Genomic DNA, 20,940 nt, shown 5'->3' on the forward strand with positions numbered 1-20,940 from the left:
GTTCAGAACTGACCCACACCGACACGCATTAGTTGACCCATACCGACCGTTCGAGTCGAGGTGGGATGGCAGAGCGGCCTATTGCGCCGGTCTTGAAAACCGGTAGCCTCACGGCTTCCTGGGTTCAAATCCCAGTCCCACCGCATCCACCGTTCTCAAGGCTCCACCTCCGCCAGCCCGCCGGCCCCCGCCCCCACATCATGTAACGACTCATGGTTACTTCCCGTTGGCCGTCGATCGTGACTGCCGTCGTCGGATTTCGGGCGGGACCGCAATCCCAGCGGTGCTGACACGGGCTCCCCGGTAACGCTCACGTCCGGTGATCCATGATACCACGACACGCATTATCTTTAACAGGTTTCGGTTGGATCTATGAGGTGGGTGATTAACCGATGAGCTACGAACTCGATCCGCTTCCGTACGATTACGACGCACTTGAACCGCACATCTCCGAGCAGGTGCTCACCTGGCACCACGACACGCACCACCAGAGCTACGTCAACGGGTGGAACGCCGCCGAGGAGACGCTCGCCGCGAACCGCGAGGAGGGAGACTTCTCCTCCTCCGGCGGCGCGCTCCGCAGCGTGACCCACAACTCCTCGGGTCACATCCTCCACGACCTGTTCTGGCAGAACATGTCGCCCGAGGGTGGCGACGAGCCCGAGGGGGCACTCGCCGACCGCATCGAGGAGGACTTCGGCTCCTATGAGGCCTGGAAGGGCGAGTTCAAGGCCGCAGGCGGCGCCGCAAGCGGCTGGGCGCTGCTGGTGTACGACACCTTCTCGAACCAGCTCCGCAACGTCGTGGTCGACAAGCACGACCAGGGCGCGATCTGGGGCGGCCACCCGATCCTCGCACTGGACGTCTGGGAGCACTCCTACTATCACGACTACGGCCCGGCCCGCGGCGAATTCATCGACAACTTCTTCGAGGTCGTCGACTGGGAGGAGCCGTCCGCCCGCTACGAGCAGGCCGTCGAGCTGTTCGAGTAACGTCGCTCGGACGTGTCCTTCAGGACGCGTCGAACCCCGACCGTTTTTTGAAACGCCGTGTCCGGAGAGCCCCGGGACCGTTTTTCCCGTGACTTCCGTGGCCTCTTAGCCGCCGGCCCTCCTAGCTTCGATCATGCCGAAACCAAAGGAGGCCTTCGAGGAGACGTTCCCCTGTGACTTCTACACGCCCGCGGAGCTGCTCGAGCCGGATCTGCTCTACACCATCCCCGAGATCGCCCGGCTGTTACAGGGGCTCGATCCGGAGGCGACCGTCGACCCCGATACCGAGGCGGTGCTCATCGACTGGGCGGTGCCGTGGGTGATCGTGAACGGTGAGGACCTCGTGATCGCAGAACCACTCGAGGAGAACGGGCCGGGTTACTACGGGGTCGCGCCACACGCGCTCGAAGACGACGGGGCGCACTGAGGGGGCCTTCCAACAGCTCACAGCTCGTATGCCTCGCCGTCGACGGCGAGCGGTTCGGCGAACGCCTCCTCCGCGGGGTAGTAGTGGGCGATGTGGACGAGCCGGGTTCGGGCGGCGTTCAACTCCTCGGCGAGCGCGAGCGCTCCCTCGCGGGTCATGTGTTTCGACCCGAACGTCCGTGGGACCCCGTTGGGACCCTCATGACGACCGCCGATCGGATGATACTCACAGACCGACGCCGGGACGATGGCGTCGGCGAGCAGCAGATCGGGGTCTGAAAGCGCTTCGCGCGACTCCTCGGATATCCCGTAGCTGGTGTCGCCGGTTATCGAGAGCTTCGCGTCCGTCTCCGGATCCTCGATAACGACGCCGTAGCCCAGAAGCGGCGGATGGGTGACGGGGACGAACCGGACGGTGAGGCCGCAGGCCTCGAACGGCTCGAACGCCGGGCGGGCGTGGACGCCGATCCGGTCCTCCAGATAGTCGTATTTCGACCGGATCGTGTCGGCGACGCTCTCATCGGTCGCGGGGTCGACCTCCGCGGGTGCGTGGATCGGAACGCCGTCGACCAGCCGGTAGAGGTTGCCGAGCCCGTCGAGGTGATCGAAGTGAATGTGCGTCACGATCCCCTCGTCGGGGAGCGGCACGTCGGCCGCGAGGAACTGGCTTCGGAAGTCGGGGCTGAAATCGATAAGTAGCGACTCCTCGAGACGCTCGTTGTACACGTGGACGGAGAACCGCGACCGAGAGATCCCGCGGTCGCGTGCGGTCCGGCAGGTCCCACAGTCACAGCCGACCGTCGGCGTGCCCGTCGTGTCGCCGGTTCCGAGGAGCGTCACCCGCATTGGTTCCCCTCGACTCCCCATCCGTTTAGCGTGCACGATCCGCGGTGTGGGAGGGGCGTGTTCCGAGGCGTTTCGTGTCCTCGATCCGCGGCGTTGCAGTTCACAGCGCCCCCGCTGACGCGGGGTTTATACTCACCCGTGGCTAACGACCGACGATGCCTGATCGCGAGGGCGGGATGGCGTCGGAACGGTCCGACGATCCGGGCCCCGACGTCCCCCTCCCGGAGCCGCTCCAGACGTTCTTCCGGATCGATGGCGTTCGTGCCGACGATGGCCGGATCCGCTACGTCGGCGAGTCATACATCCCCGAACGGACGTTGCTCAGGAAGATCGTCCCCGCGTTTCGCGAGGCGGGCTACGACGTCGACCTCGAGGCTACGGAGACGGGACACGTCGTCATCGCGACGCCGTTCGACCACGGTCGCGAGGGGATCCCATGGGTCAACGTCACGCTCTTTGTCACCACCGTTATCACGACGCTGTTCGTCGGCGCGTACGGGTGGTACTACGTCCCGCTCGCGGAGATCCGCGCGAACCCGCTCACGATGTTGCAGGCGTGGCCGTTCACCGCCGCGGTACTCGGCGTGTTGATGGTCCACGAGTTCGGCCACTACCTCGCCGGGAGGTACCACGGCGTCGACGTCTCCTTGCCGTACGTCATCCCGTTCGTCTTCCCGTTCGGGACGCTCGGGGCGGTGATCCGGATGCGTGGTCGAATGCCCTCCCGAAAGGTCCTCTTCGACATCGGCGCGGCCGGGCCGATCGCGGGGCTTTTCGCCACGGTCGTCGTCACGATCATCGGCCTGTCACTCGATCCGATCCGGGTGCCCGCGGAGGTGGCGAACCAGTCGGGGACGATGATCCAGTTCAACAATCCACCGCTTTTGACGATCATCGCCGATCTCCTCGGGCAGGAGACGACCTACGACGACCCACATCTCTCGGCGCATCCGGTGATCATCGGCGGGTGGGTGGGAATGTTCTTCACGCTTTTAAACCTGCTTCCCGTCGGCCAGTTGGACGGCGGCCACATGATCCGCGCGATGGTCGGTCCACGTCAGGAAACCATCGCGTCGCTTGTCCCCGGCTTCCTCTTCGGACTCGCCGCGTATCTCTACTACTGGCGTGGGTTCGGGCTCGACGAATCGGTGGGGCTCTGGGCGTTCTGGGGCGTCTTCGCGCTCGTCATCGCCTTCAACGGCCCCGCGAACCCGGCCGAGGAGGACCGCCTCGGGCCCGCCCGCATGGCGATCGGGGTCCTGACCTTCGCGGTCGGGGCGCTCTGTTTCCTGCTCGTCCCGATCGAGGTCGTGACGACCTGAGGGAGGTCGGTATCGACCCGCCGAGGCCGGGATCGTCACGGGTTTATCACCGGAGCCGAACCGTCGATCATGAGCGAGACCCTCGATGACGACCTCTACGTCCGGACGAAGGCGTTGTTGGAGCCCGGCGATATCGAGTTAGTCGGTTGTATCGTCCATACGACCCTCTCCGGCAGCGAGGACCTCGAGATGCACGAGTTGACCGTCGCGGCCAACGACGTTATCGCCGCACACGCCGACAAGGGCGAGACGTACATCGAGGCCGGGAACGACAACACCGACTTCTCCTCGAACCAGTTTCAGGGGCTTACGCTCGACGATGAAGCGTTCGTCTGGGAGTGTCAACAGCTCCTCCGTGAGGGAACCTTCGACATCGTCTTTTATTATGAGGCCGGCGTCGATCAGGATGCACTCGCAAGCGCCCTCGCCGATCTCGACGGCGTCGATCGCGTAACGCAGGTCCCGTGAACTGCCTCGGGGTCAAGCCCCGAGGCACTCGCCTTGTTTTCTCTGTAGACCTCAGGGACACCGCGTTCGGACGTGACGTGATCACACACCCCTCGTTAAATTATGCCATTTGAACATCTGGAAATAAATCTTTAAGCGGGGTTAAACCACATCCCGAAACGCATGCCATACGAACATCAGCCGGCGCACCAGACGCCGGGCGCAGGGCACGTGGACAGCAGATATGAACCGCCCGTCGCCACCGATACCGTCGACGGGACTCCAAAGGGCGAGTTGGCCGCCGGCGAACCCATCGGAGGGTGCCTATGAATACAGACGCCCCATCAGACGAGTTCTTTTATCCTGACGGTGGCACCGATGAAGGTGCGCCGTCCGAACCGATCCCCGAACAACACTTCGATACCGTCTCCGAGGTCCTCACCGGCGACTACGTCGCCGTCGGCTCCGATACCTTCGCCGGCATCGCCATCGAACGCTTCCGAGAGTTCGCGCCGACCGACGAGGACGAGACCACGGTCTACTACGTCTACGTCGTGGAGGGCGCCGATGAGAACGGCGAACCCGGCGAGCTCGTCGGGGTGCTCTCGCTGCGCGAACTGTTGAACGCGCCGGAGGACACACCGGTTTCGGAGATCATGACCGAGGACCTGATCACCCTCGGCGTCGACGACGAGATCGAACCCGCCGCCCGCCGGATGCGCGAACTCGAGTTCCCGGTGCTGCCGGTAACCGACGCCGACGGTGCGCTTCGCGGCGTCCTCCGCGCCGACGACATGATGGGCGCGCTTGAGGAGGAGGCAACCGAGGACATCATGAAAAGCGCCGGTATCTCCTTTTCGAGCGCCGAGGAGGCGCGCTCGACGGCGATCCTCGAATCCTCGATCTCGCGGATCCTTCGGCTGCGACTCCCCTGGTTGCTCGTCGCGCTGGCGGGTGGACTCGCTGCGGGGCTCGTCATCGAGGGCTTCGAGGAGACGCTGGATGCGGTCATCGTCCTCGGCTTCTTCATCCCCGTCATCATGGACATGGGTGGCAACGTCGGCACGCAGGCGTCGACAATCTTCGTCCGCGGCCTCGCGCTCGGGCACATCGACGACGAGAACGCGATGCGTCACTTCGCCCGCGAGACGAAAGTCGGGCTCGTGATCGGCGTCATTATCGGATCCATCGGCGCGCTCGCCGCCTACGGCTGGATCGCCGGTCTGCGCGGTGAGGCGGCCGACGCGGGCACCATCGCCTTCGTCATCTTCGTCTCGCTCGTCGCGGTCTGTGTCATCGCGAGCCTCGTCGGCTACGTGATCCCGTGGATCGCCCACAAACTGGACTACGACCCCGCGGCGGTCTCGGACCCGCTCGTGACGACCGTGAAGGACGTCACCGCGCTCGTGATCTACTTCGGGCTCGCGACGGTGCTTCTCGCACACTTGTTGTAGGGATCGTACCTCCGCTGTGGGGTTCGCGGAGCCGACCGCCGCTTCCTTTTATACACCTCGGCCGGGAAGTTTTCAATATGAACCGGACCTCCCACCACGGCCGTGAGACCGCCTACCGCCGATTCGATCGCGGCGGCGACGGCCCGCCGATCTGTTTCATCCACGGCAGCGGCGGCACCGGCGACGTCTGGCGCGCACAGACACGGCTCGCCGATCGGTTTCCGGTCGTGACGCTCGATCTCTCCGGACACGGCGCGAGCGACGACGTCGACGCCGAACCCGGAAGCGAGACGCTCGGTGTCTACGCGGACGACGTCCTCGCCGTCGTGGAGGCCGCGACGAACTCCGGGGAGCGGCCGGTCCTCTGTGGCAGCTCCCTCGGCGGGGCCGTCGCGTTGTGGGTCGCGCTCGAACGCGACGTCGACCTCGCGGGGCTGGTGCTCGCCGGGACGGGCGCGAAACTCCCCGTGCTCCGAGATCTGCTCGACTGGCTCGCGAACGATTTCGATCGGGCGATCGAGTTCCTCCACGGCGAGGACCGGCTCTTTCACGACGGTTCCTCGGCGTACGTGGACCGCTCGGCGGCGACGATGCGCGAGTGTGGACGAGCCGTCGTCGAGCGCGACTTTCGGAGCTGTAACCGGTTCGACGTGCGTGACCGGCTCCCGGCGGTGGAGCCGCGGACGCTGGCGGTCGTCGGCGAACACGACCGGCTTACGCCGCCGTCGTATCACGACTTCCTCGCCGAATCGATCCCGCGGTGTGAGCGGGCGACGGTCGAGGACGCCGCCCACCTCGCGATGATGGAGACGCCGGTGGCGTTCAACGCCGCGCTCGCGTCGTTTCTCGACCGATTGGGGTGACGATCCGCGAACCGTCCCGGGGTCGGCCACCTTTTTATATACTCATCTTGTCCCTCCCTGCATGAGCCGCGACGATGGGGCCGAGGATACGTCCCCTCCGGACACGACCGGGGCCGAGGCACCGACGGGCGATCCCAACGGCACCCTCACGGCCGGGCTGCCGGAGGACCCCAACATCGACGACCTGTTGAATAAACTCGACGCGCTGGAGGCGATCGTCGACGACGACGCCGAACGCCGGAAGGTCAAACAGACGATCGCGCTGGTCGAACGGATGCCGGGGAGCAGGGCGTTTACCAGCCACATCAACAAATACACCAGCCGCGATATGGCGGAGTCGTTCGTCGGGGCGGTCATCTTCTCGTTGCCGCTTTTGGTCGAGGACGGCGTCTTCGAGATCGCGGAGTGGTTCATCGAGTTTACGCCCGGCGGCATCCCGGTCTTTTTTATCATGAACGTGCTGTTCGTGTTGGGCATGACCGCGGGATTGTTGTATTACGCCGATTTCAGGCAGGTACAGGTGACGAACCCGATATTCGGGTTCATCCCACGACGGTACCTCGGCGTGCTCCTCATCTCGTTGCTGACCGCCTTCTTTATGCTCCTCATGTGGGGCCGGCTTCACGAGGAGGACCCAACGACGCTGGAGCAGGTCGGTCGCGTGACGGTGATCTGGGCCGCCGCCGCCTTCGGGGCGGCCCTAGGGGACATCCTCCCCGGCGAGTCGAAGGGCGACGACATCGGCGGACCCGTCGAGTGAGCGCCAAACGGACGCCCTTATACGCCTCGGCCGGCAATTCGGGGCTATGATATTCGAAGGCCTCCCGACGACCCCTCGGTCGGGGGAGTTGGTGGATAAGGCCTTTTCGCGGGCCGCACGCGCGGGCCGCGCAAAAAGCGGCCACGAGGCCCAAGAGTCGATGCTGCGGACCGCGGGCAACGTCCTCTCTGACAACTTGGAGAACGTCGTCGTCTCCTGGCCGGATTTCGGCTTCGACGTCGACCCCTTTTATTACGAGCTCGCGGACGCCATCGTCGACGTCGACGAACTTCGCCAGTCGCTCTCACGGGTGATGTGGACCGCCCGGCGGATCGAGACGCTCCGTGACGATTACAGTTCGCGGCTCCGCAGTTCGGACCTCGAAACGGCCACCAAACATCGCAAGCAGGCGTTCGCGCGTATGGCCGACCTGATGGACGACATCGAGGAGGACCTCCTCCGGATCGGCGAGGCGCGGGACGCGCTCCGTACCCTCCCGGACATCCGGCCCGATGAACCCGCGATCGTCGTCGCCGGCTATCCGAACGTCGGGAAATCCTCGTTCGTCAACGCGGTCACGCGCGCCTCCAACGAGATCGCCGAATATCCGTTCACGACGAAGGGCGTGCAGGTCGGCCACTTCGAGCGCGACCACATCCGCTACCAGATCGTCGACACGCCGGGATTGCTCGACCGGCCCGCCGACGAGCGGAACGATATCGAACGACAGGCCGTCAGCGCGCTCGAACACCTCGCCGACGTCGTCCTCTTCGTGTTGGATCCCTCCGGCGACTGCGGCTATCCACTCGAGGTGCAGTTGGCGCTTCGCGAGGAGGTCAGGACGCTTTTCGACCCGTCGATCCCCGTGCTCACCGTGGCGAACAAACACGACCGCTTCGAGGCGGTGAAAGCGGAAGCAGTAGATGCGACGATGAGCGTCACCGAGGACGAGAACGTCGACGAGGTTCTCGAGATGGTCGTCGAGGCGATCGCGTACGAACCGGAGCTCCCGACCCGGGATCGAAGCGAGAAGTGAGCGGCGAACCGGGAGCCGTGCTAACTTCCTCCGGCCGGCGCATGTACGGACGCGACGTCATGCGCGCTCGACGGTGACGAACCGCACCTCGACCGCGACCCCATGGCCCACCGTCGCCTCGATCCGTGTATCGAGTGCCGCGGCGAGGCCGTCGACCGCCGTACCGGGCGGGCCGCCGACGGTGATGATCACGCGGTCCGTCGACAGCGGCGGGACGGTTCCGGAGCGTTCGACTTGGAGCTCGAGGAGTTCGAGTTCCCCGTCGATCGCGGCGAGTTCGTCGCCGACGGCGCTTCTGATCTCCGCTTCCGTCGTCGTTTCGACGTAGGTGTCGTAGGTGACCCCGCCGAGAAACATCGAGAGGATCGCGATGGCGACGACGAGCGCCGCCGCGCGCTTCAAGAGTGCCGCCCGCGCCTCGTCCTCACGGAACCATCGCTGTGGGCGATACCCCTCGTACCAGAGCATGACGAGCGCCGCGAGGTTGATCGAGAGGACGTTGACCATGACGAGGACGCCCGCACCGAGGGCGAGCCGTGGGATGCCGAAGGCGATCCCGATGCCGACGGCGGCCGCGGGCGGGATGAGCGCCACCGCGATCATCACTCCGACGAGCGCGGCGGAGACGCCGGTCATGAGCGAGACGATCCCCGCGACGCCCGCGCCGAGCGCGACCGCGAGGGCGAGCACGTTCGGTGCTAGTCGCTCGGAGACCTCCGCGAGCGCCAGCGGATCGACTCCGGGGGGCACGAGGTTGAGCGCCCGAAGGGCCGCGGCGAAGACGGCGGCGGACCCGACAGCGAGGGCGACCCCGAGTACCTGGAGCCGTATCCCTCGTCTGAAGAGGTCGTCGTCGTCCACGACCGTTCCGACCGCAGCCGACATCGCGGGTCCGATCAGCGGCGCGATCACCATCGAGCCGACGACGGTTGCGGGCGAGTCGAGCAGGAGGCCGGCGGTCGCGATCACCGCCGACAGCACCGTCATCAACACGTATGTTTCGATACCGGAGACGAGGTCGACCGCCTTCGTCTGGAGTTCCTGCGTCGAAATACGGTCCTCGCCACGCTCGGCCTCCTCGGTGTACTGCTCCTCGAGCGTGTCGAAATCCCGAGAGACGACCGTCTCCGCCGCGGTGATGACCGTGTAGGTTCGTTCGTCGATCCCGGCCTCCCTGAGCCGCTCGAGGACGGGTTCGACGGCGGCGGTCGGGAGCGGAAACATCGCGACCGCGTCGTACTCGCGGGTACTCGTTTCGTCCGTGATCACGTAGTCGACCCCCTTCTGATCCAGCGCGTCGATGACCGCCTCCCGTTTACCGACGGGGATCATGATCTGTACGAGTCGCACGACTGTGGGTCGATCAGCCAACGTTTATAGTTCCGGGTTCATCCCGCGATCCATCCCGGCGGGTCGCCCGTCCGCCGAAACGGAACTTTAAAGCGCGAATCCCGCCCAGATGACGACACGAATGACCACGCCCCTGCTCATCGACGCGTTCCTGCTCGATTATCACTTGGGCCACGTGCTGATCCTGGCGTTCATCGCGTCCTTGCTCGGCGCCGCGCCGCTGAAGTCCCAGAAAGTGATCTCGCTGGTCGTCATGGGCTTCGGCGCGATCTTCCTCATGGCCCCGTTTACGACGATGCCGCCGACGTACATCCTCTTCGGGATCGGGCTCGCGATCGTCGGGCCGCTGCTCTGGACGACCGCCGACTCGTGAATCGCCTCGGGGACAAGCCGTGCACGTCCCCGGTATCGTTCTATCGGTCCCGGTGACCCGCCCTCCGGATCCCTCCTGATCGGCCCGAAACTACCCGTTTAAGTCGGTCCGCCGGATAGCGTGCATACATGGCGTTAGAGCAGACAACGACGGGCGACGGTGAGCGCGTGTACGTCGACCGTCGGCGGATCGAACGGGGCGCCGAGGGGCCGTTTCACGTCGTGTTCGACGACGAGCGCGCATCGAGTCGATGGGGGTTTTACTGTGGCAGCTGTGACTCGCTCGATACCGCGATGGACACGATGGGGCGGATCCAGTGTAACGACTGCGGAAACGTACGGAAACCCGACGAGTGGGACGCCGCACACGAGTGATTCGTCCGTGATGACCGCGGGCCCGCCGGACGGGCCTACACCGTGGGAAAGTTTATCACGGTCGCGATCGAATTTTCAGCCAGATGGCCACTGCGAGCATCCCACCGACGACGGAGGCCAGAGACGTCTTTCGTGAACTCGGATACACCGTCACCGAGGGCGGACAGGAGTTCGTCGCGGAGCGGAAATGGCGACGTGTCCATGTGACCGCGCTTTCCTCCGACGGAACGGAGGACCTCGGACCGTATCTCGCGGACGGTGGGGAGACGCCGCGGCTTCGGTGTTTCGTGACGTGGCGTGACCACGCGACGGCGCTCCGCGACGACCTGACCGCGTTGAAGCCGCCGTACGACTGGGCGGTGATCGGCGTCGACGGCGACGACTTCGTCGTCATGGAGGGCGCCCCCGGTAGCCCCTGACGGCGATCGAAACACACGCCCCCGATGACGCACTGGGGCTGCACCCGGCACGGCCTTTTATTAACACGTGCGTCCAACCGACACGACGCATGGTATTCAAGAAGATCACGCTGATCGGAACGAGCGAGGAGAGCTTCGACGCCGCCGCGGACGACGCGATCGACCGGGCCGAGGACACCCTGGAGAACGTCTACTGGGCGGAGGTAAAGGAGTTTGGGGTGGAGATCAAAAACGCCCCGGAGCGTGAATATCAGGCGGAGGTCGAGGTCGCCTTCGAACTGGAGGACTGATCGGAGACGGTCCGGTGGACGCCGCGTCATCCGCGGTCGGGGCCCCGGCCGGTCGTCCCGCCGGGACCGATATCCATTTTCTACGGGGGGACCGAGGGGCACGACATGGAGATCCTCGTGTACGGCGCGGGTGCGCTCGGAAGTCTCATCGGGGGACTGCTCGCTCGAACACACGAGGTGACGCTCGTCGGTCGGGACCCGCATATGCGTCGTATCCGAGCCGACGGGCTGCGGATCGAAGGGGCGATCGAGACGGCCGTCCGGCCGCGGACGACGACCGACGGCCGCGACCGCAGCGCCGACATCGCGCTCGTGACCACGAAGGCGTACGACATCGACGACGCCGCACGGGCGCTTGCAACCGGCGAGTACGGGATCGTCTGCCCGCTCTCGAACGGACTCGTCGAGGAACGGTTCGCGTCGCTCGAAACGACGGTCCTCGCCGGCACCGCGAGCTACGGCGCGCGATTCGACTCGCCCGGTCGGGTTCGATGTACGGGGATCGGCGAGGTGGTGGTGGGTGGGCTGACGACGGACACACAGCCGGCGGCCGAACGCCTCCGTGAAGCCTTCGCCGCGGCAGGCGTTGAGGCGACCGCTGCGGACGATATGCCCGAACGGCGATACGAGAAGCTCGCGGTCAACGCGGCCATTAACGGCCCCTCGGCGCTCGCACGGATCGAAAACGGTAGCACGCTGTCGGGCCCGACGGGTCCCGTCGCACGGGAGGCGGCCCGCGAGGTCGCGTGCGTCGCTCGCGCGGAAGGGATCGATCTCCACCGCGATCGAGCGGTCAGCGCCGCCGAACGTGTCGCGGCGAACACCGCGGGAAACCACTCCTCGATGCGCGAGGACGTCGAGCGTGGGCGGCGAACCGAAGTCGACGCGATCTACGGGGCCGTCATCGACCGCGCGAACGACGTCGGGATCGACGTGCCGGTCTGTCGACTCCTCGATGCGCTGTTACGCGGATGGGAGGCCGAGCATGGGCTGCGCCCGTCGGAGTGAACCGCCTCACAAACGAAATCGCTGCCGACCGTTAACACCACTCCTCGAGGACCGGTGCGTCCGTCTGGTCGACGGAGAGCCACGCGTCCTCGCGGGAGACGTCGGCGATCACGAGCTCCGGTCGGGACCGGGTGGAGTCGACGGACGCCATCACGTCCGGCGACGGCGATACCGTCGCGTCGGCACCCGTCGGCACGCCGGGTCGGCGGCGGTCGGGGTCCGGTTCGTCCCAAGGAGTGGAACTCCGTGACATGGTAGTGAGTATTTCTCACGTATTTATAAGGGTTCCGAACTGTGACAGCGATCGCACTCAGACGTTCACAAACGTGCAAGCATGCGACTCTAATCAGCTAGATGAGTAGAAAAACACCGATTATCGATCACATAACCAATTTTCACGTGATGTGGGAACACTGTTTAAGATAGCATGCTGACAATAATTTCGGTTCCCGGTATGCAGCTCCACGGAATGGCCGAGACGGCGGGGCGGCCGGCCACGAAATGGTCGAGACGGCGGGGCGGCCGGCTTCGAAGTACACAAGAGGCGTGCCGGCAAATGGCGGGGCATGAACGTAATAGACGCCATGACGTCGCGGGCGGACCTCGTCGTCGTCGAGATCCCCGGGAGCCGCGGCGACGTGCTGGAGTACATTCAAGAGCACGGCTTCTCCTCGGTGCCGGTCGTCAAGCACGTCGACGGCGAGGAGATCTACCGCGGGCTCGTCTCGCGTGACGACCTCATCGAACAGCCCGACGAGGACCAGCTCGCGCTGTTGATGCGCGAGGTTCCGACCGTCGGTGCCGACGATGACCTCCGTGAGGCGGCGGCGACGATGGTCTCCGAGAAGTCCCGTCGCCTCCCCGTCGTCGATGGCGACGCGCTCGTCGGGATCGTCACCGTGACCGACGTGATCCGCGCCATCGCGCGGGGCGAGGTCGACGGATCGAGCGAGGTCGGCCCGCTCGCGACGAGAACGGTCAACACCACGTACGTCGGGACCCCCCTGCCCGTCGCCGAGCGTGAGATCGGGCTCGCGGACGTGCCGTACGCCATCGTTCTCGACGACGACGCGCGGATGGCGGGGATCCTCACCGAGGTCGACATCCTGGAGGTCGCCCGTGTCGTCGAGGGCGAGGCGAGCACCGGGGACTCGATCGCCGAACAGGACTCCGAGTGGTCCTGGGAGGGGATCAAAGCGATCGGGGCCCGCTACCTGCCGACACGGAACGTCGAGATCCCCGCCGAGGAGACGCGTCAGTTCATGACCGAGGACCTCGTCACCGTGACGGAGACGCGGACCGCAAAGGAGGTGGCTCAGGAGCTCATCACGAACGACGTCGAGCAGGTCCCGCTCGTGAGCGGTGCCGAACTCGTCGGCATCGTCCGGGACGTCGACCTCCTGGAGGGCCTCTGATGGGCGGCGGCGACCTCGTCGAGTTGGCGAAGCGCCGCGGATTCTTCTTCGGCTCGAACGGCGCATACGGCGGAACCGCCGGCTTCTACACGTTCGGTCCACAGGGGGCCGCGCTGAAACGGAACGTCGAGGACGCCTGGCGCGACCGCTTCACGATCAAGGAGGGAAACCGTGAGATCGAAGCGCCGACGGTGATGCCGGAGCCGGTCTTCGAGGCCTCCGGGCATCTGGAGGGGTTCGACGACATGCTGATCGCGTGTCCGGAGTGTGACTCCTCCCACCGCGCCGACCACCTCGTCGAGGACGCGACGGACGTCGAGGACGCCGAGGCGCTTCCCGGCGAGGAGGTCGAGGCGCTGATCGCGGACGCGGAAATCCCTTGCCCGACCTGTGGGGCGTCGCTTTCGGGCGTCCCCGTCGAGAGCTTCAACCTGATGTTCGCGACCGACATCGGCCCCGGCGACGCCCAGCCGGGCTACTTGCGCCCGGAGACCGCACAGGGGATCTTCGTCGAGTTTCCCCGATTAAAGGAGTACGCCCGCGGGAACCTCCCGTTCGGGATCACCCAGATCGGTCCCGCCTACCGCAACGAGATCTCCCCGCGGGGCGGACTCCTGCGGCTTCGTGAGTTCACGCAGGCGGAGTTGGAGCAGTTCATCGATCCCGAGACGGACGACCCGCCGCTCGACCGCGTCGCGGACGTCGAAGTGACGCTCTACCCCGCCACTGAACAGGAGGCCGACGACGGCGACTACGTCGAGACGACGATCGGTGCGGCCGTCGAGGATCGGATCATCGGCTCGCCGTGGGTCGGCTACTACCTCGGCGTCGCGAAACGGTGGTACGACCGGATCGGCGTCGATATGGACCGGTTCCGGTTCCGCCAACACCTTCCCGGCGAGCGCGCGCACTACGCCACGGACTGTTGGGACGCCGAAAGCGAGGTGGACGGCGACTGGATCGAGATCGCGGGGTTCGCCTACCGGGGCGATTACGACCTCTCGAAACACGACGAGTACGGCGACGACTCCTTCACCGTCTTCAAGCGGTACGACGAGCCGAAGACGGTGGAGCGGGCGAGCGTCGACCCGGACATGGCGACGCTCGGCCCCGAGTTCGGCGCGGACGCCGCGGCGGTCGCGGAGGCGCTGGAGACCCTCGCCGCCCGCGATCCGAACGCCTTCGACGCGGCGACGGTGACCGTGGAGGTGGGCGAGGGCGACGCGGCCGAGACGTACGAGGTCGAAAGCGAGGTGGCGAACTTCTCCATCGAGGAGGTGACCGAAAGCGGCGAACACATCACTCCGCACGTGGTCGAGCCCTCCTTCGGGATCGGGCGAACCGTCCAGACGCTGCTCGCACACGCCTACCGAACAGACGAGGTCGACGGCGAGGAACGGACCTACCTCGCGTTGGAGCCGGGGATCGCCCCGCGTGACGTCGCCGTCTTCCCGCTCGTGACGAACGACGACCGGTTGGTCACGTTGGCCGACCGGGTCGCAAGCGACCTCCGCGAGGCCGGCTTCTCGGTCGCGTACGACGACTCCGGCTCGATCGGCCGCCGCTATCGGCGACAGGACGAGGTCGGCACCCCGTTCTGTCTCACCGTCGATCGCGACGGGATCGAGGGCGACGGCCCCGAGACGGTGACGCTTCGCGAGCGCGACTCGGCCGTACAGGTGCGGGTGCCCGTCCCGGCGCTCGTCGACGAGGTGGCTACGCTTCGAGAGGACGGCGACTTTGCGGCCCTCCGCGAACGCCACGAACTGGTCGAAACGGACGTGGAGACCGCGTAATGGACCGGATTGGCGGCCCGATGGGTCACCGATGAGCCTCCCGGGAGCGGCGTGGCGCGAACGCGTCGAATTCGAGCGACGCCTCGTGCACGCGGGTGGAACCCTCTACGCCGTCCCGTACCTCCTCGGCTGGATCTCCTGGCAGCAGACCGGCTACCTCCTCCTTGTGGGACTCGCCATCGTCGCGATACTGGAGGCGCTGCGCCTGCGCGGAGCCGCCGGTCCGCTCGATCCGCTGTACGACGCGCTCGTCCGGGAGTACGAGGCGGACGGGATCGCCGGCTACGCGCTGTATCAGGTGAGCATGACCGCCGTCGCGCTCGCGCTGGCGCCGACGCTCGCGATCCCGGCGATGTGGATGCTGTCGCTCGGCGACCCGATAAGCGGAATGCTCGGGGACAACGGACCGACGGAGCCGAAGCGGGCGACCGTCTGGGTCGTGATGGGGCTCGTCTGTACGGCGATCGCGGCCGCCTTCACGGTTCCCGCGTTCGGGACGACCGTGGGGGTCGCCGTCGCGATCGCCGGGGGAACCGCCGCCGCCGTTGCGGACGGATCGCCACCGATCATTCGGGGGGTCGCCGTCGACGACAACCTCACCATTCCGCCAGCCGCGGGCGTCGCGATGGTCGCCGTGCTCGCGCTCCTGGGGTAAGCGGCGTTCCGGGTGGGCAGCGTTCCGGGTGAGAGGACCCGACGGGAGGGCGTCGATCCCGGACCGATAGACGAAAGGGCCACGCGCACCGAGGTTCGGGTATGAGCGAGGAACGCGAGGCCATCGCCCCGAGCGACCTCGGCGGGGAGGGGCCGCCGATCGACGAGAAGCCGTACAAGATCGTCTTCGAGGCCAACAAGTGCTTCGGGGCGGGCAAGTGCGCGGAGGTGGCGAAAAACTGGGAGATGGACATCTCCACGGGGCTCTCGAAGCCGCGAACCTACTATTTAACCGAGGAGGAGCTGCCGGAGAACGTTCGGGCGGCGGAGGTGTGTCCGGCGAAAAAGGATCGGGGGATCATCCACGTCGTCGACCGCCGAACCGACGAGGAGATCGCGCCGGATCCACACGGCGACGGGACGCTGTCGGTCGACTGGTAGTCCGGAACGGCCCGCGGGCGATCGTATCCGAAAGGGGTTTGCCCGCCCACCGAGAACGCGAGGATGCGCGGGGGTGGCTGAGCCTGGCCAAAAGCGGCGGACTTAAGATCCGCTCCTGTAGAGGTTCGAGGGTTCGAATCCCTTCCCCCGCATCCCGTGGCGAACGACTGTGAGCCACGGGTGCGGCTCAAAAAGGGATTCGAGCTAGAGAGCGGGAGGTGAGCGAGCCGTGCGAGCGAACGGGAGCGACCGTGGTTCGAATCCCTTCCCCCGCATCCCGTGGCGAACGACTGTGAGCCACGGGTGCGGCTCAAAAAGGGATTCGAGCTAGAGAGCGGGAGGTGAGCGAGCCGTGCGAGCGAACGGGAGCGACCGTGGTTCGAATCCCTTCCCCCGCATCCTACGGCGAGCAATTCGCGAGTCGGAGATATGGACAAAGAGGGATTCGAATCAGGGAGCAACTCCGTTGCGACCGAGGTTCGAATCCCTTCCCCCGCATCCCGTGGCGAACGACTGTGAGCAACGGGTGCGGCTCAAAAAGGGATTCCAACCCACGACGATGTCCGCTACTGGATGCCGAGATATCCCGCAGCCTCCGCCGCGATTGTAGCAACGGCTTCTTCTGCGAGACGTCCCTCTTCATGTCGAATGTCACTGTGGCGGATCGAGACGATCGTCCAGGGGTTTACGTAGCTTTCACGCGGCAATCCCCCGGAGACGAAATCTTCCTCGTCAAGCGGGAGTGCAACAGGTCGCTGGGTCGTCGTGACGGCAGTATACAGGGCTTCTTCGTCGGAGAATGGGTGTGATTCATCGCTGAGACACACGTAGGGGCGGTAGTCGTGCCCCGCAAGGAGGTCGGGACCTTTCACCACCATCCCACGAGTATAGATGGCACTCATTCCTCGCCGTAGTAATCGTCCATCGTCGAGGCCGAACTCGCCGCTTGTTGTGCGGCATACGAAGCGAGGCGATCGTCTTCGCCGATCGCCCAATATCGTCCACGATGCCGGACGAGGCCTCGATCCTCCAGTCGCGAGAGCACGGCACCGACGCTTCCCCGATTGATGCCGGTCGCCTCGTGGATCTCCGTCTGTGTAAACGCCTGATCACTGTGTTCGGCGAGAAACTGGAGGATGCGAGACGGCTGTGTGCCCGTCTGTATGTCGAGAGCGTCATCTGGGCCCTCCTCGAACCGATCGATGCTGATTGGCATAGTAAATAAAATGCAATAGAGTGTAATAACTGTTCGGTGCGAGCGAACGGGAGCGACCGTGGTTCGAATCCTCTCCCCCGCATCCTGCGGCGAGCAATTCGCGAGTCGCAGGTGTGTATTAACAGGGGGATTCGAATCAGAGAGCGGGAGGTGAGCGAGCGATGCGAGCGAACGGGAGCGACCGTGGTTCGAATCCTCTCCCCCGGATCTTGCTTAAATTGGATATAAATCACCCACAACAGAGTATATAAACAATCGTCGAAGCAACGGGTAATACGACACCGACCCGCCACCCGCGGACGCTACCTCCCGACGTGCCGCTGAAGCCCGTCGATCCCGGCCGTGATCGACGCGATCGGATCGTCGGGGTCGTCGTGTTCGTAGACCCACCAGTCGGCGTCGACGCGGTGGAGCGCGTCCGCAAGCGCGTCGAGGTCGAGGTCGCCCTCGCCGAGGCCGACCGGTTCGCCGGCGACGACGTCGGCGTCGGAAACATGGATGTGCGTGATCCGGTCGCCGTATCGGTCGAGCAGGAGGCCGGGGTCGACGCCGCCGACCAGCGCCCAGCCGAGGTCGACCTCGAGGCCGATCCGGTCGTCGGTGCGGTCGAGCAGTTCGTCGAGTGCGGTCCAGCGTGCGTGATCGGCGCTTTCGAGGGCGACGAGTTCGTGGTCGTGGTGGTGATACGCGAGCGAGATCCCGTCGGCCGCGAGGTCGGCGGCGAGCTCGTTCAGCCGCTCGGCGACGGTGGCGATCCGCCCGACCGTCTCGAAGCGATCCGGATCGATCCACGGGATAACGAGCGTGTCACAATCCAGTTGCGTATATAATGCGACCGTCGCGTCGTACTCGACTGCGAGCGATTCGATCGGAACGTGTGCGGCGGCGACCGCCAGATCGGTCCGATCGAGGGCGGCACGGACCTCGTCGGTCGGCGTCTCCTGAACCCGATAGGCGAACTCGACGCCGTCGTAGCCGAGGTCGGCGATCCGGTCGAGGAGGGCCGGAAGCGGCTCGTCGAGGGATCGAAGCGTGTAGAGTTGGATGGCGAGTCGAGGCATGGGTATTCCACCGTACGGACTGGATTAAAAATCCGTCCACTCGGTCGGGCCACCGACCCGATCGAGGGTGCGGAACTGGCGGCCGTCGTCGGTCACGCGGGTCTCGACGATGAGTTCGAACGGCTCATGCAGGGTGTGGATGGTCTGTGTGTCGTGTGTCTCGGAGCCGATGACGGCCACGAACGGCCACCCCTCGCCGGAGGATTGTGCAGCCATTACCCGGGTGAACTGGTAGATCCGCTCGGCCTCCCAGTACATCAACAGCTGTGAGAGCGAATGGATCCCGATCGCACGCTCCAGTCCGGCCGATGACTCGACGACGTTGGTGAATTTGATCCCGATGTCGGTGAGGTTTCCGGGGCTGGCGACGTACTTCGTGGTCGGGGTGTCGGCGTGTTCTGCGCCCTGTTCGTGGGAGGCACAGTCGATGACGACGAGATCATCCCCGGAGCGGTCGGTGATCTGTTCATACTCCTCCCGGACCTTCCCTGCCGACCGTCCCGTGGAGATCATGACCGGCTGCTCGGACCACTCGGCGAGGATCCGCATCAGGAGTTCGTACTTCCCGCTCATCGGCGGCCCGCTTACCAACACGCTTTCGGCGTGGCGGACGGCGTCGGGAAGGAGGGTCATCGTCTTGGTGTGGGGGCGAGGCCGGTAAAACCCTTCCGAGGGATCACTTTCGGAGCATCGACGGAAGGTCCAACGAGGACGGCAATCCTTCGCTTCGCTTGCGTAGAAGTGTCAGCTCCGTTATTGCACCGGGGACCGCCGCCGGCAGCGGTGCCTCCCGCGGATTGCCGAGTTCGTCGACCAGTTCCTTCCAGAGCGTCTCGGTGTCCTCGGCGGACGCCTCGAGTCCCTGCGTGCGCCCCTCGTCGTATGCGAGCTGGATGAGGCTCCGATCGTAGGCGCTATCCGCGGTTTCGAGGAGTCGCGAGAGCTCCCGCCGTCGCTTCGTTCCACCGGCCGCCATGACGCCGAGCGCGAAGGCGCGATCGATCGCCTCGCCGCGATCCAGTTCGGTCCACTCCGTGCCGTACGTTCGATCGTACATCAATGTCTCACCGTCGCGGCCGTCCCGACGTGGAGTCCGGCGTTCGTGAACTCGACGTCCTGAATGTCGGTGTCGATGTTGGTTCCCCGCATCTTCAACACCTGAATGCCGCGGCGCATCCCGCCGTCTTCGAGGTAGTTGTGCATGAAAATGACGCCGTGAGCGAGGTAATGCTCCTCGGAGTAGGCGCTCGGGTCGGTCATCTCGGAGATGAGAAGCGTCGTCGCCTGAGAGCGTTTGAGCGAGGAGAGCATCTGGATCATCGTGTCCTCGTCGTCATCGAGCAAAAACCGCATGAGCATCGTCGAATCGAAGACGACCCGGTCGATATCGCGGGAGTTGATAAATCCGGTGAGTCGGTTCGTCACGCCCGACCGATCGCGGCGTTCACCCGGCAGCCCGAAGAACCGGCGACCGTCGGTAGAAAACGAGTCGAGAAACGTCACGCGGTCGGTGTCGAGTGCGCGATCGAACCCGAAGTCGTATCCGCTCATGTCCTCACGGATTCCCTCCCTCGTCTCGTGCATACTGACGTACAGCACGTTTTCGCCGTTGCGGGCGCCCTGGGCCGCGAACTGTGAACAGAACGTCGTCTTGCCGCTGCCGGGCGGGCCGCTCACGACGTATAATCGTTGCCCCGGAAAGCCCCCGTCGACGAGTTCGTCGAACCCGGGAACGCCGCTGGAGACACGCATAGCCGTATTCAACTGAAAGGACTCATAAACCTTGATGTCCGAATTTCATCCGCGAGAATGGCCTCGGCGGATCGGATGGGTTTTCCAGTAGAGCCGGGCTCCGCATTATGTTGGAAGGGGGACGGTCGTGAGGATCGGCACGCTCAGGCTTCGGCCGGTGTCTCCGTGGTCTCACTGTGGACATCCGGCGCGACCCAGACGACGAACCGATCGTCGGATTTGACGATCCCGTTGACGCCGTCGTCATCGACCGTCGTCGCCTGATCGACGTCTTCGGGGGCGACATCGCGTACCTGGAAGACCTCATCGACCATCCATCCCAGGGTCCCGCTCTCATCGAGCCGATCGTCATCGAAGACGACGATCCGTTCTCGGGGACCGGCCTCGTCGATCCCGAACAGCGTCTTCGGATCGACGATGGTCGTCGTACGCCCGCGCAGATCCATCACCCCCTCGACGTGTGCCGGGGAGTTGGGGATCCGCGTGAGCTCGCCGGCGTCGACGATCTCGTCGATGACGCCGATGTCCAGACAGTACGTTCCGTCGCCGAGGCCGAACTCCAGCACCTTCGTGGGTTCGGCGTCCGCCTCGATGGCTGCCATACTCACCGATGCGTCCATTCGACTCATAACGGTATCCCCTGAA

28 protein-coding genes and 2 tRNA genes are annotated in these 20,940 nt (G+C 65.3%); 20 read left to right on the forward strand and 10 right to left on the reverse strand.

Going from position 1 to position 20,940, the window contains the following annotated elements; genetic code table 11:
• Positions 1–59 precede the first annotated feature (59 nt).
• The 3 genes from CHB65_RS05835 (at position 60) to CHB65_RS05845 (ending at position 1,419) form a co-directional block, all read left to right on the forward strand.
• Positions 60–143 (forward strand) — tRNA-Ser (locus CHB65_RS05835).
• A 249-nt stretch (positions 144–392) separates the two neighbouring features.
• Positions 393–992 (forward strand): superoxide dismutase, encoded by a 600-nt coding sequence (gene sod, locus CHB65_RS05840; RefSeq protein ID WP_089384125.1) that lies wholly within the window; start codon positions 393–395, stop codon positions 990–992.
• A 133-nt stretch (positions 993–1,125) separates the two neighbouring features.
• Positions 1,126–1,419, forward strand: a complete 294-nt coding sequence (locus CHB65_RS05845) for a DUF5827 family protein (protein ID WP_089384126.1) — start codon at positions 1,126–1,128, stop codon at positions 1,417–1,419.
• Positions 1,420–1,436: 17 nt separating this feature from the next.
• On the opposite strand, the gene CHB65_RS05850 is transcribed toward CHB65_RS05845, so the two are convergent.
• Positions 1,437–2,264 carry an MBL fold metallo-hydrolase gene (locus CHB65_RS05850; protein WP_089384127.1) on the reverse strand — a complete coding sequence of 276 codons (828 nt, stop codon included), beginning with the start codon at positions 2,262–2,264 and terminating at the stop codon, positions 1,437–1,439.
• Between the two features lie 155 nt (positions 2,265–2,419).
• Between CHB65_RS05850 and CHB65_RS05855 the strand changes: the two genes are divergently transcribed.
• The 7 genes from CHB65_RS05855 to CHB65_RS05880 all read left to right on the forward strand — a co-directional run bounded on the left by CHB65_RS05855 (position 2,420) and on the right by CHB65_RS05880 (position 8,146).
• The gene (locus CHB65_RS05855) at positions 2,420–3,586 is read left to right on the forward strand and encodes a site-2 protease family protein (RefSeq protein ID WP_179213592.1); all 1,167 of its coding nucleotides are present in this window, start codon (positions 2,420–2,422) and stop codon (positions 3,584–3,586) included.
• Between the two features lie 69 nt (positions 3,587–3,655).
• A complete protein-coding gene (locus tag CHB65_RS05860) occupies positions 3,656–4,054 on the forward strand; it encodes a DUF5778 family protein (protein ID WP_089384128.1) in 399 nt (132 codons plus the stop codon).
• Positions 4,055–4,216: 162 nt separating this feature from the next.
• Positions 4,217–4,363, forward strand: coding sequence for a hypothetical protein (locus CHB65_RS17325; RefSeq protein WP_179213593.1), 147 nt, complete (start codon positions 4,217–4,219; stop codon positions 4,361–4,363).
• Entirely contained in the window at positions 4,360–5,487 is a 1,128-nt protein-coding gene (mgtE, locus tag CHB65_RS05865) for a magnesium transporter (protein WP_089384129.1), read from the forward strand. Before CHB65_RS17325 ends, mgtE begins: the two co-directional genes overlap by 4 nt.
• Before the next feature lie 77 nt (positions 5,488–5,564).
• Positions 5,565–6,350, forward strand: a complete 786-nt coding sequence (locus CHB65_RS05870) for an alpha/beta fold hydrolase (RefSeq protein ID WP_089384130.1) — start codon at positions 5,565–5,567, stop codon at positions 6,348–6,350.
• Positions 6,351–6,411: 61 nt separating this feature from the next.
• A complete protein-coding gene (locus CHB65_RS05875) occupies positions 6,412–7,110 on the forward strand; it encodes a DUF2391 domain-containing protein (protein WP_089384131.1) in 699 nt (232 codons plus the stop codon).
• Positions 7,111–7,156: 46 nt separating this feature from the next.
• A complete protein-coding gene (locus tag CHB65_RS05880; protein ID WP_089384132.1) occupies positions 7,157–8,146 on the forward strand; it encodes an NOG1 family protein in 990 nt (329 codons plus the stop codon).
• Positions 8,147–8,203: 57 nt separating this feature from the next.
• Here CHB65_RS05880 and CHB65_RS05885 read toward each other — a convergent pair whose 3' ends face one another.
• Positions 8,204–9,496, reverse strand: coding sequence for a TIGR00341 family protein (locus tag CHB65_RS05885; RefSeq protein WP_321166739.1), 1,293 nt, complete (start codon positions 9,494–9,496; stop codon positions 8,204–8,206).
• Between the two features lie 121 nt (positions 9,497–9,617).
• Here CHB65_RS05885 and CHB65_RS05890 point away from each other — a divergent pair, with 121 nt between their 5' ends.
• The 5 genes from CHB65_RS05890 to CHB65_RS05910 all read left to right on the forward strand — a co-directional run bounded on the left by CHB65_RS05890 (position 9,618) and on the right by CHB65_RS05910 (position 11,960).
• On the forward strand, positions 9,618–9,869 hold the full coding sequence (locus CHB65_RS05890; protein ID WP_089384133.1) for a hypothetical protein: 252 nt from the start codon (positions 9,618–9,620) through the stop codon (positions 9,867–9,869).
• 128 nt (positions 9,870–9,997) lie between these two features.
• Positions 9,998–10,243, forward strand: coding sequence for a DUF5816 domain-containing protein (locus CHB65_RS05895; RefSeq protein WP_089384134.1), 246 nt, complete (start codon positions 9,998–10,000; stop codon positions 10,241–10,243).
• A gap of 83 nt (positions 10,244–10,326) precedes the next feature.
• Complete coding sequence (locus CHB65_RS05900; protein ID WP_089384135.1) at positions 10,327–10,662, forward strand: DUF7116 family protein; 336 nt, start codon at positions 10,327–10,329, stop codon at positions 10,660–10,662.
• Between the two features lie 89 nt (positions 10,663–10,751).
• Positions 10,752–10,952: a dodecin gene (locus tag CHB65_RS05905; protein ID WP_089384136.1), complete on the forward strand. Its 201-nt coding sequence runs from the start codon at positions 10,752–10,754 to the stop codon at positions 10,950–10,952.
• A gap of 105 nt (positions 10,953–11,057) precedes the next feature.
• Positions 11,058–11,960 carry a ketopantoate reductase family protein gene (locus CHB65_RS05910; RefSeq protein WP_089384137.1) on the forward strand — a complete coding sequence of 301 codons (903 nt, stop codon included), beginning with the start codon at positions 11,058–11,060 and terminating at the stop codon, positions 11,958–11,960.
• A 31-nt stretch (positions 11,961–11,991) separates the two neighbouring features.
• Here CHB65_RS05910 and CHB65_RS05915 read toward each other — a convergent pair whose 3' ends face one another.
• The gene (locus CHB65_RS05915) at positions 11,992–12,213 is read right to left on the reverse strand and encodes a DUF7556 family protein (RefSeq protein ID WP_089384138.1); all 222 of its coding nucleotides are present in this window, start codon (positions 12,211–12,213) and stop codon (positions 11,992–11,994) included.
• Between the two features lie 313 nt (positions 12,214–12,526).
• Between CHB65_RS05915 and CHB65_RS05920 the strand changes: the two genes are divergently transcribed.
• From CHB65_RS05920 to CHB65_RS05940, 5 genes are all read left to right on the forward strand, one after another.
• Positions 12,527–13,375 carry a CBS domain-containing protein gene (locus CHB65_RS05920; RefSeq protein ID WP_089384139.1) on the forward strand — a complete coding sequence of 283 codons (849 nt, stop codon included), beginning with the start codon at positions 12,527–12,529 and terminating at the stop codon, positions 13,373–13,375.
• Complete coding sequence (gene glyS, locus CHB65_RS05925) at positions 13,375–15,171, forward strand: glycine--tRNA ligase (RefSeq protein WP_089384140.1); 1,797 nt, start codon at positions 13,375–13,377, stop codon at positions 15,169–15,171. Before CHB65_RS05920 ends, glyS begins: the two co-directional genes overlap by 1 nt.
• Before the next feature lie 31 nt (positions 15,172–15,202).
• Entirely contained in the window at positions 15,203–15,826 is a 624-nt protein-coding gene (locus tag CHB65_RS05930; RefSeq protein ID WP_089384141.1) for a diacylglycerol/polyprenol kinase family protein, read from the forward strand.
• A 101-nt stretch (positions 15,827–15,927) separates the two neighbouring features.
• Positions 15,928–16,266: a ferredoxin gene (locus tag CHB65_RS05935; protein ID WP_089384142.1), complete on the forward strand. Its 339-nt coding sequence runs from the start codon at positions 15,928–15,930 to the stop codon at positions 16,264–16,266.
• A 67-nt stretch (positions 16,267–16,333) separates the two neighbouring features.
• Positions 16,334–16,418 (forward strand) — tRNA-Leu (locus CHB65_RS05940).
• 414 nt (positions 16,419–16,832) lie between these two features.
• Here the strand turns inward: CHB65_RS05940 and CHB65_RS05945 are convergent.
• The 7 genes from CHB65_RS05945 to CHB65_RS05975 form a co-directional block, all read right to left on the reverse strand.
• Positions 16,833–17,168, reverse strand: a complete 336-nt coding sequence (locus tag CHB65_RS05945) for a hypothetical protein (protein ID WP_089384143.1) — start codon at positions 17,166–17,168, stop codon at positions 16,833–16,835.
• Positions 17,165–17,482 carry a helix-turn-helix transcriptional regulator gene (locus tag CHB65_RS05950; RefSeq protein ID WP_089384144.1) on the reverse strand — a complete coding sequence of 106 codons (318 nt, stop codon included), beginning with the start codon at positions 17,480–17,482 and terminating at the stop codon, positions 17,165–17,167. The genes CHB65_RS05945 and CHB65_RS05950 overlap by 4 nt, the downstream gene beginning before the upstream one ends.
• Positions 17,483–17,784: 302 nt before the next feature.
• On the reverse strand, positions 17,785–18,543 hold the full coding sequence (locus CHB65_RS05955) for a sugar phosphate isomerase/epimerase family protein (RefSeq protein ID WP_089384145.1): 759 nt from the start codon (positions 18,541–18,543) through the stop codon (positions 17,785–17,787).
• A gap of 24 nt (positions 18,544–18,567) precedes the next feature.
• Positions 18,568–19,176, reverse strand: coding sequence for a DUF7504 family protein (locus tag CHB65_RS05960; RefSeq protein ID WP_089384146.1), 609 nt, complete (start codon positions 19,174–19,176; stop codon positions 18,568–18,570).
• 43 nt (positions 19,177–19,219) lie between these two features.
• The gene (locus tag CHB65_RS05965) at positions 19,220–19,600 is read right to left on the reverse strand and encodes a hypothetical protein (protein ID WP_089384147.1); all 381 of its coding nucleotides are present in this window, start codon (positions 19,598–19,600) and stop codon (positions 19,220–19,222) included.
• Positions 19,600–20,295, reverse strand: a complete 696-nt coding sequence (locus CHB65_RS05970; RefSeq protein WP_089384148.1) for an RAD55 family ATPase — start codon at positions 20,293–20,295, stop codon at positions 19,600–19,602. Before CHB65_RS05970 ends, CHB65_RS05965 begins: the two co-directional genes overlap by 1 nt.
• Before the next feature lie 143 nt (positions 20,296–20,438).
• Positions 20,439–20,897 carry a chemotaxis protein CheW gene (locus tag CHB65_RS05975; protein ID WP_089384149.1) on the reverse strand — a complete coding sequence of 153 codons (459 nt, stop codon included), beginning with the start codon at positions 20,895–20,897 and terminating at the stop codon, positions 20,439–20,441.
• Positions 20,898–20,940: the final 43 nt, after the last annotated feature.

Source organism: Halorubrum vacuolatum (assembly GCF_900188065.1).
Lineage (GTDB): Archaea > Halobacteriota > Halobacteria > Halobacteriales > Haloferacaceae > Halorubrum > Halorubrum vacuolatum.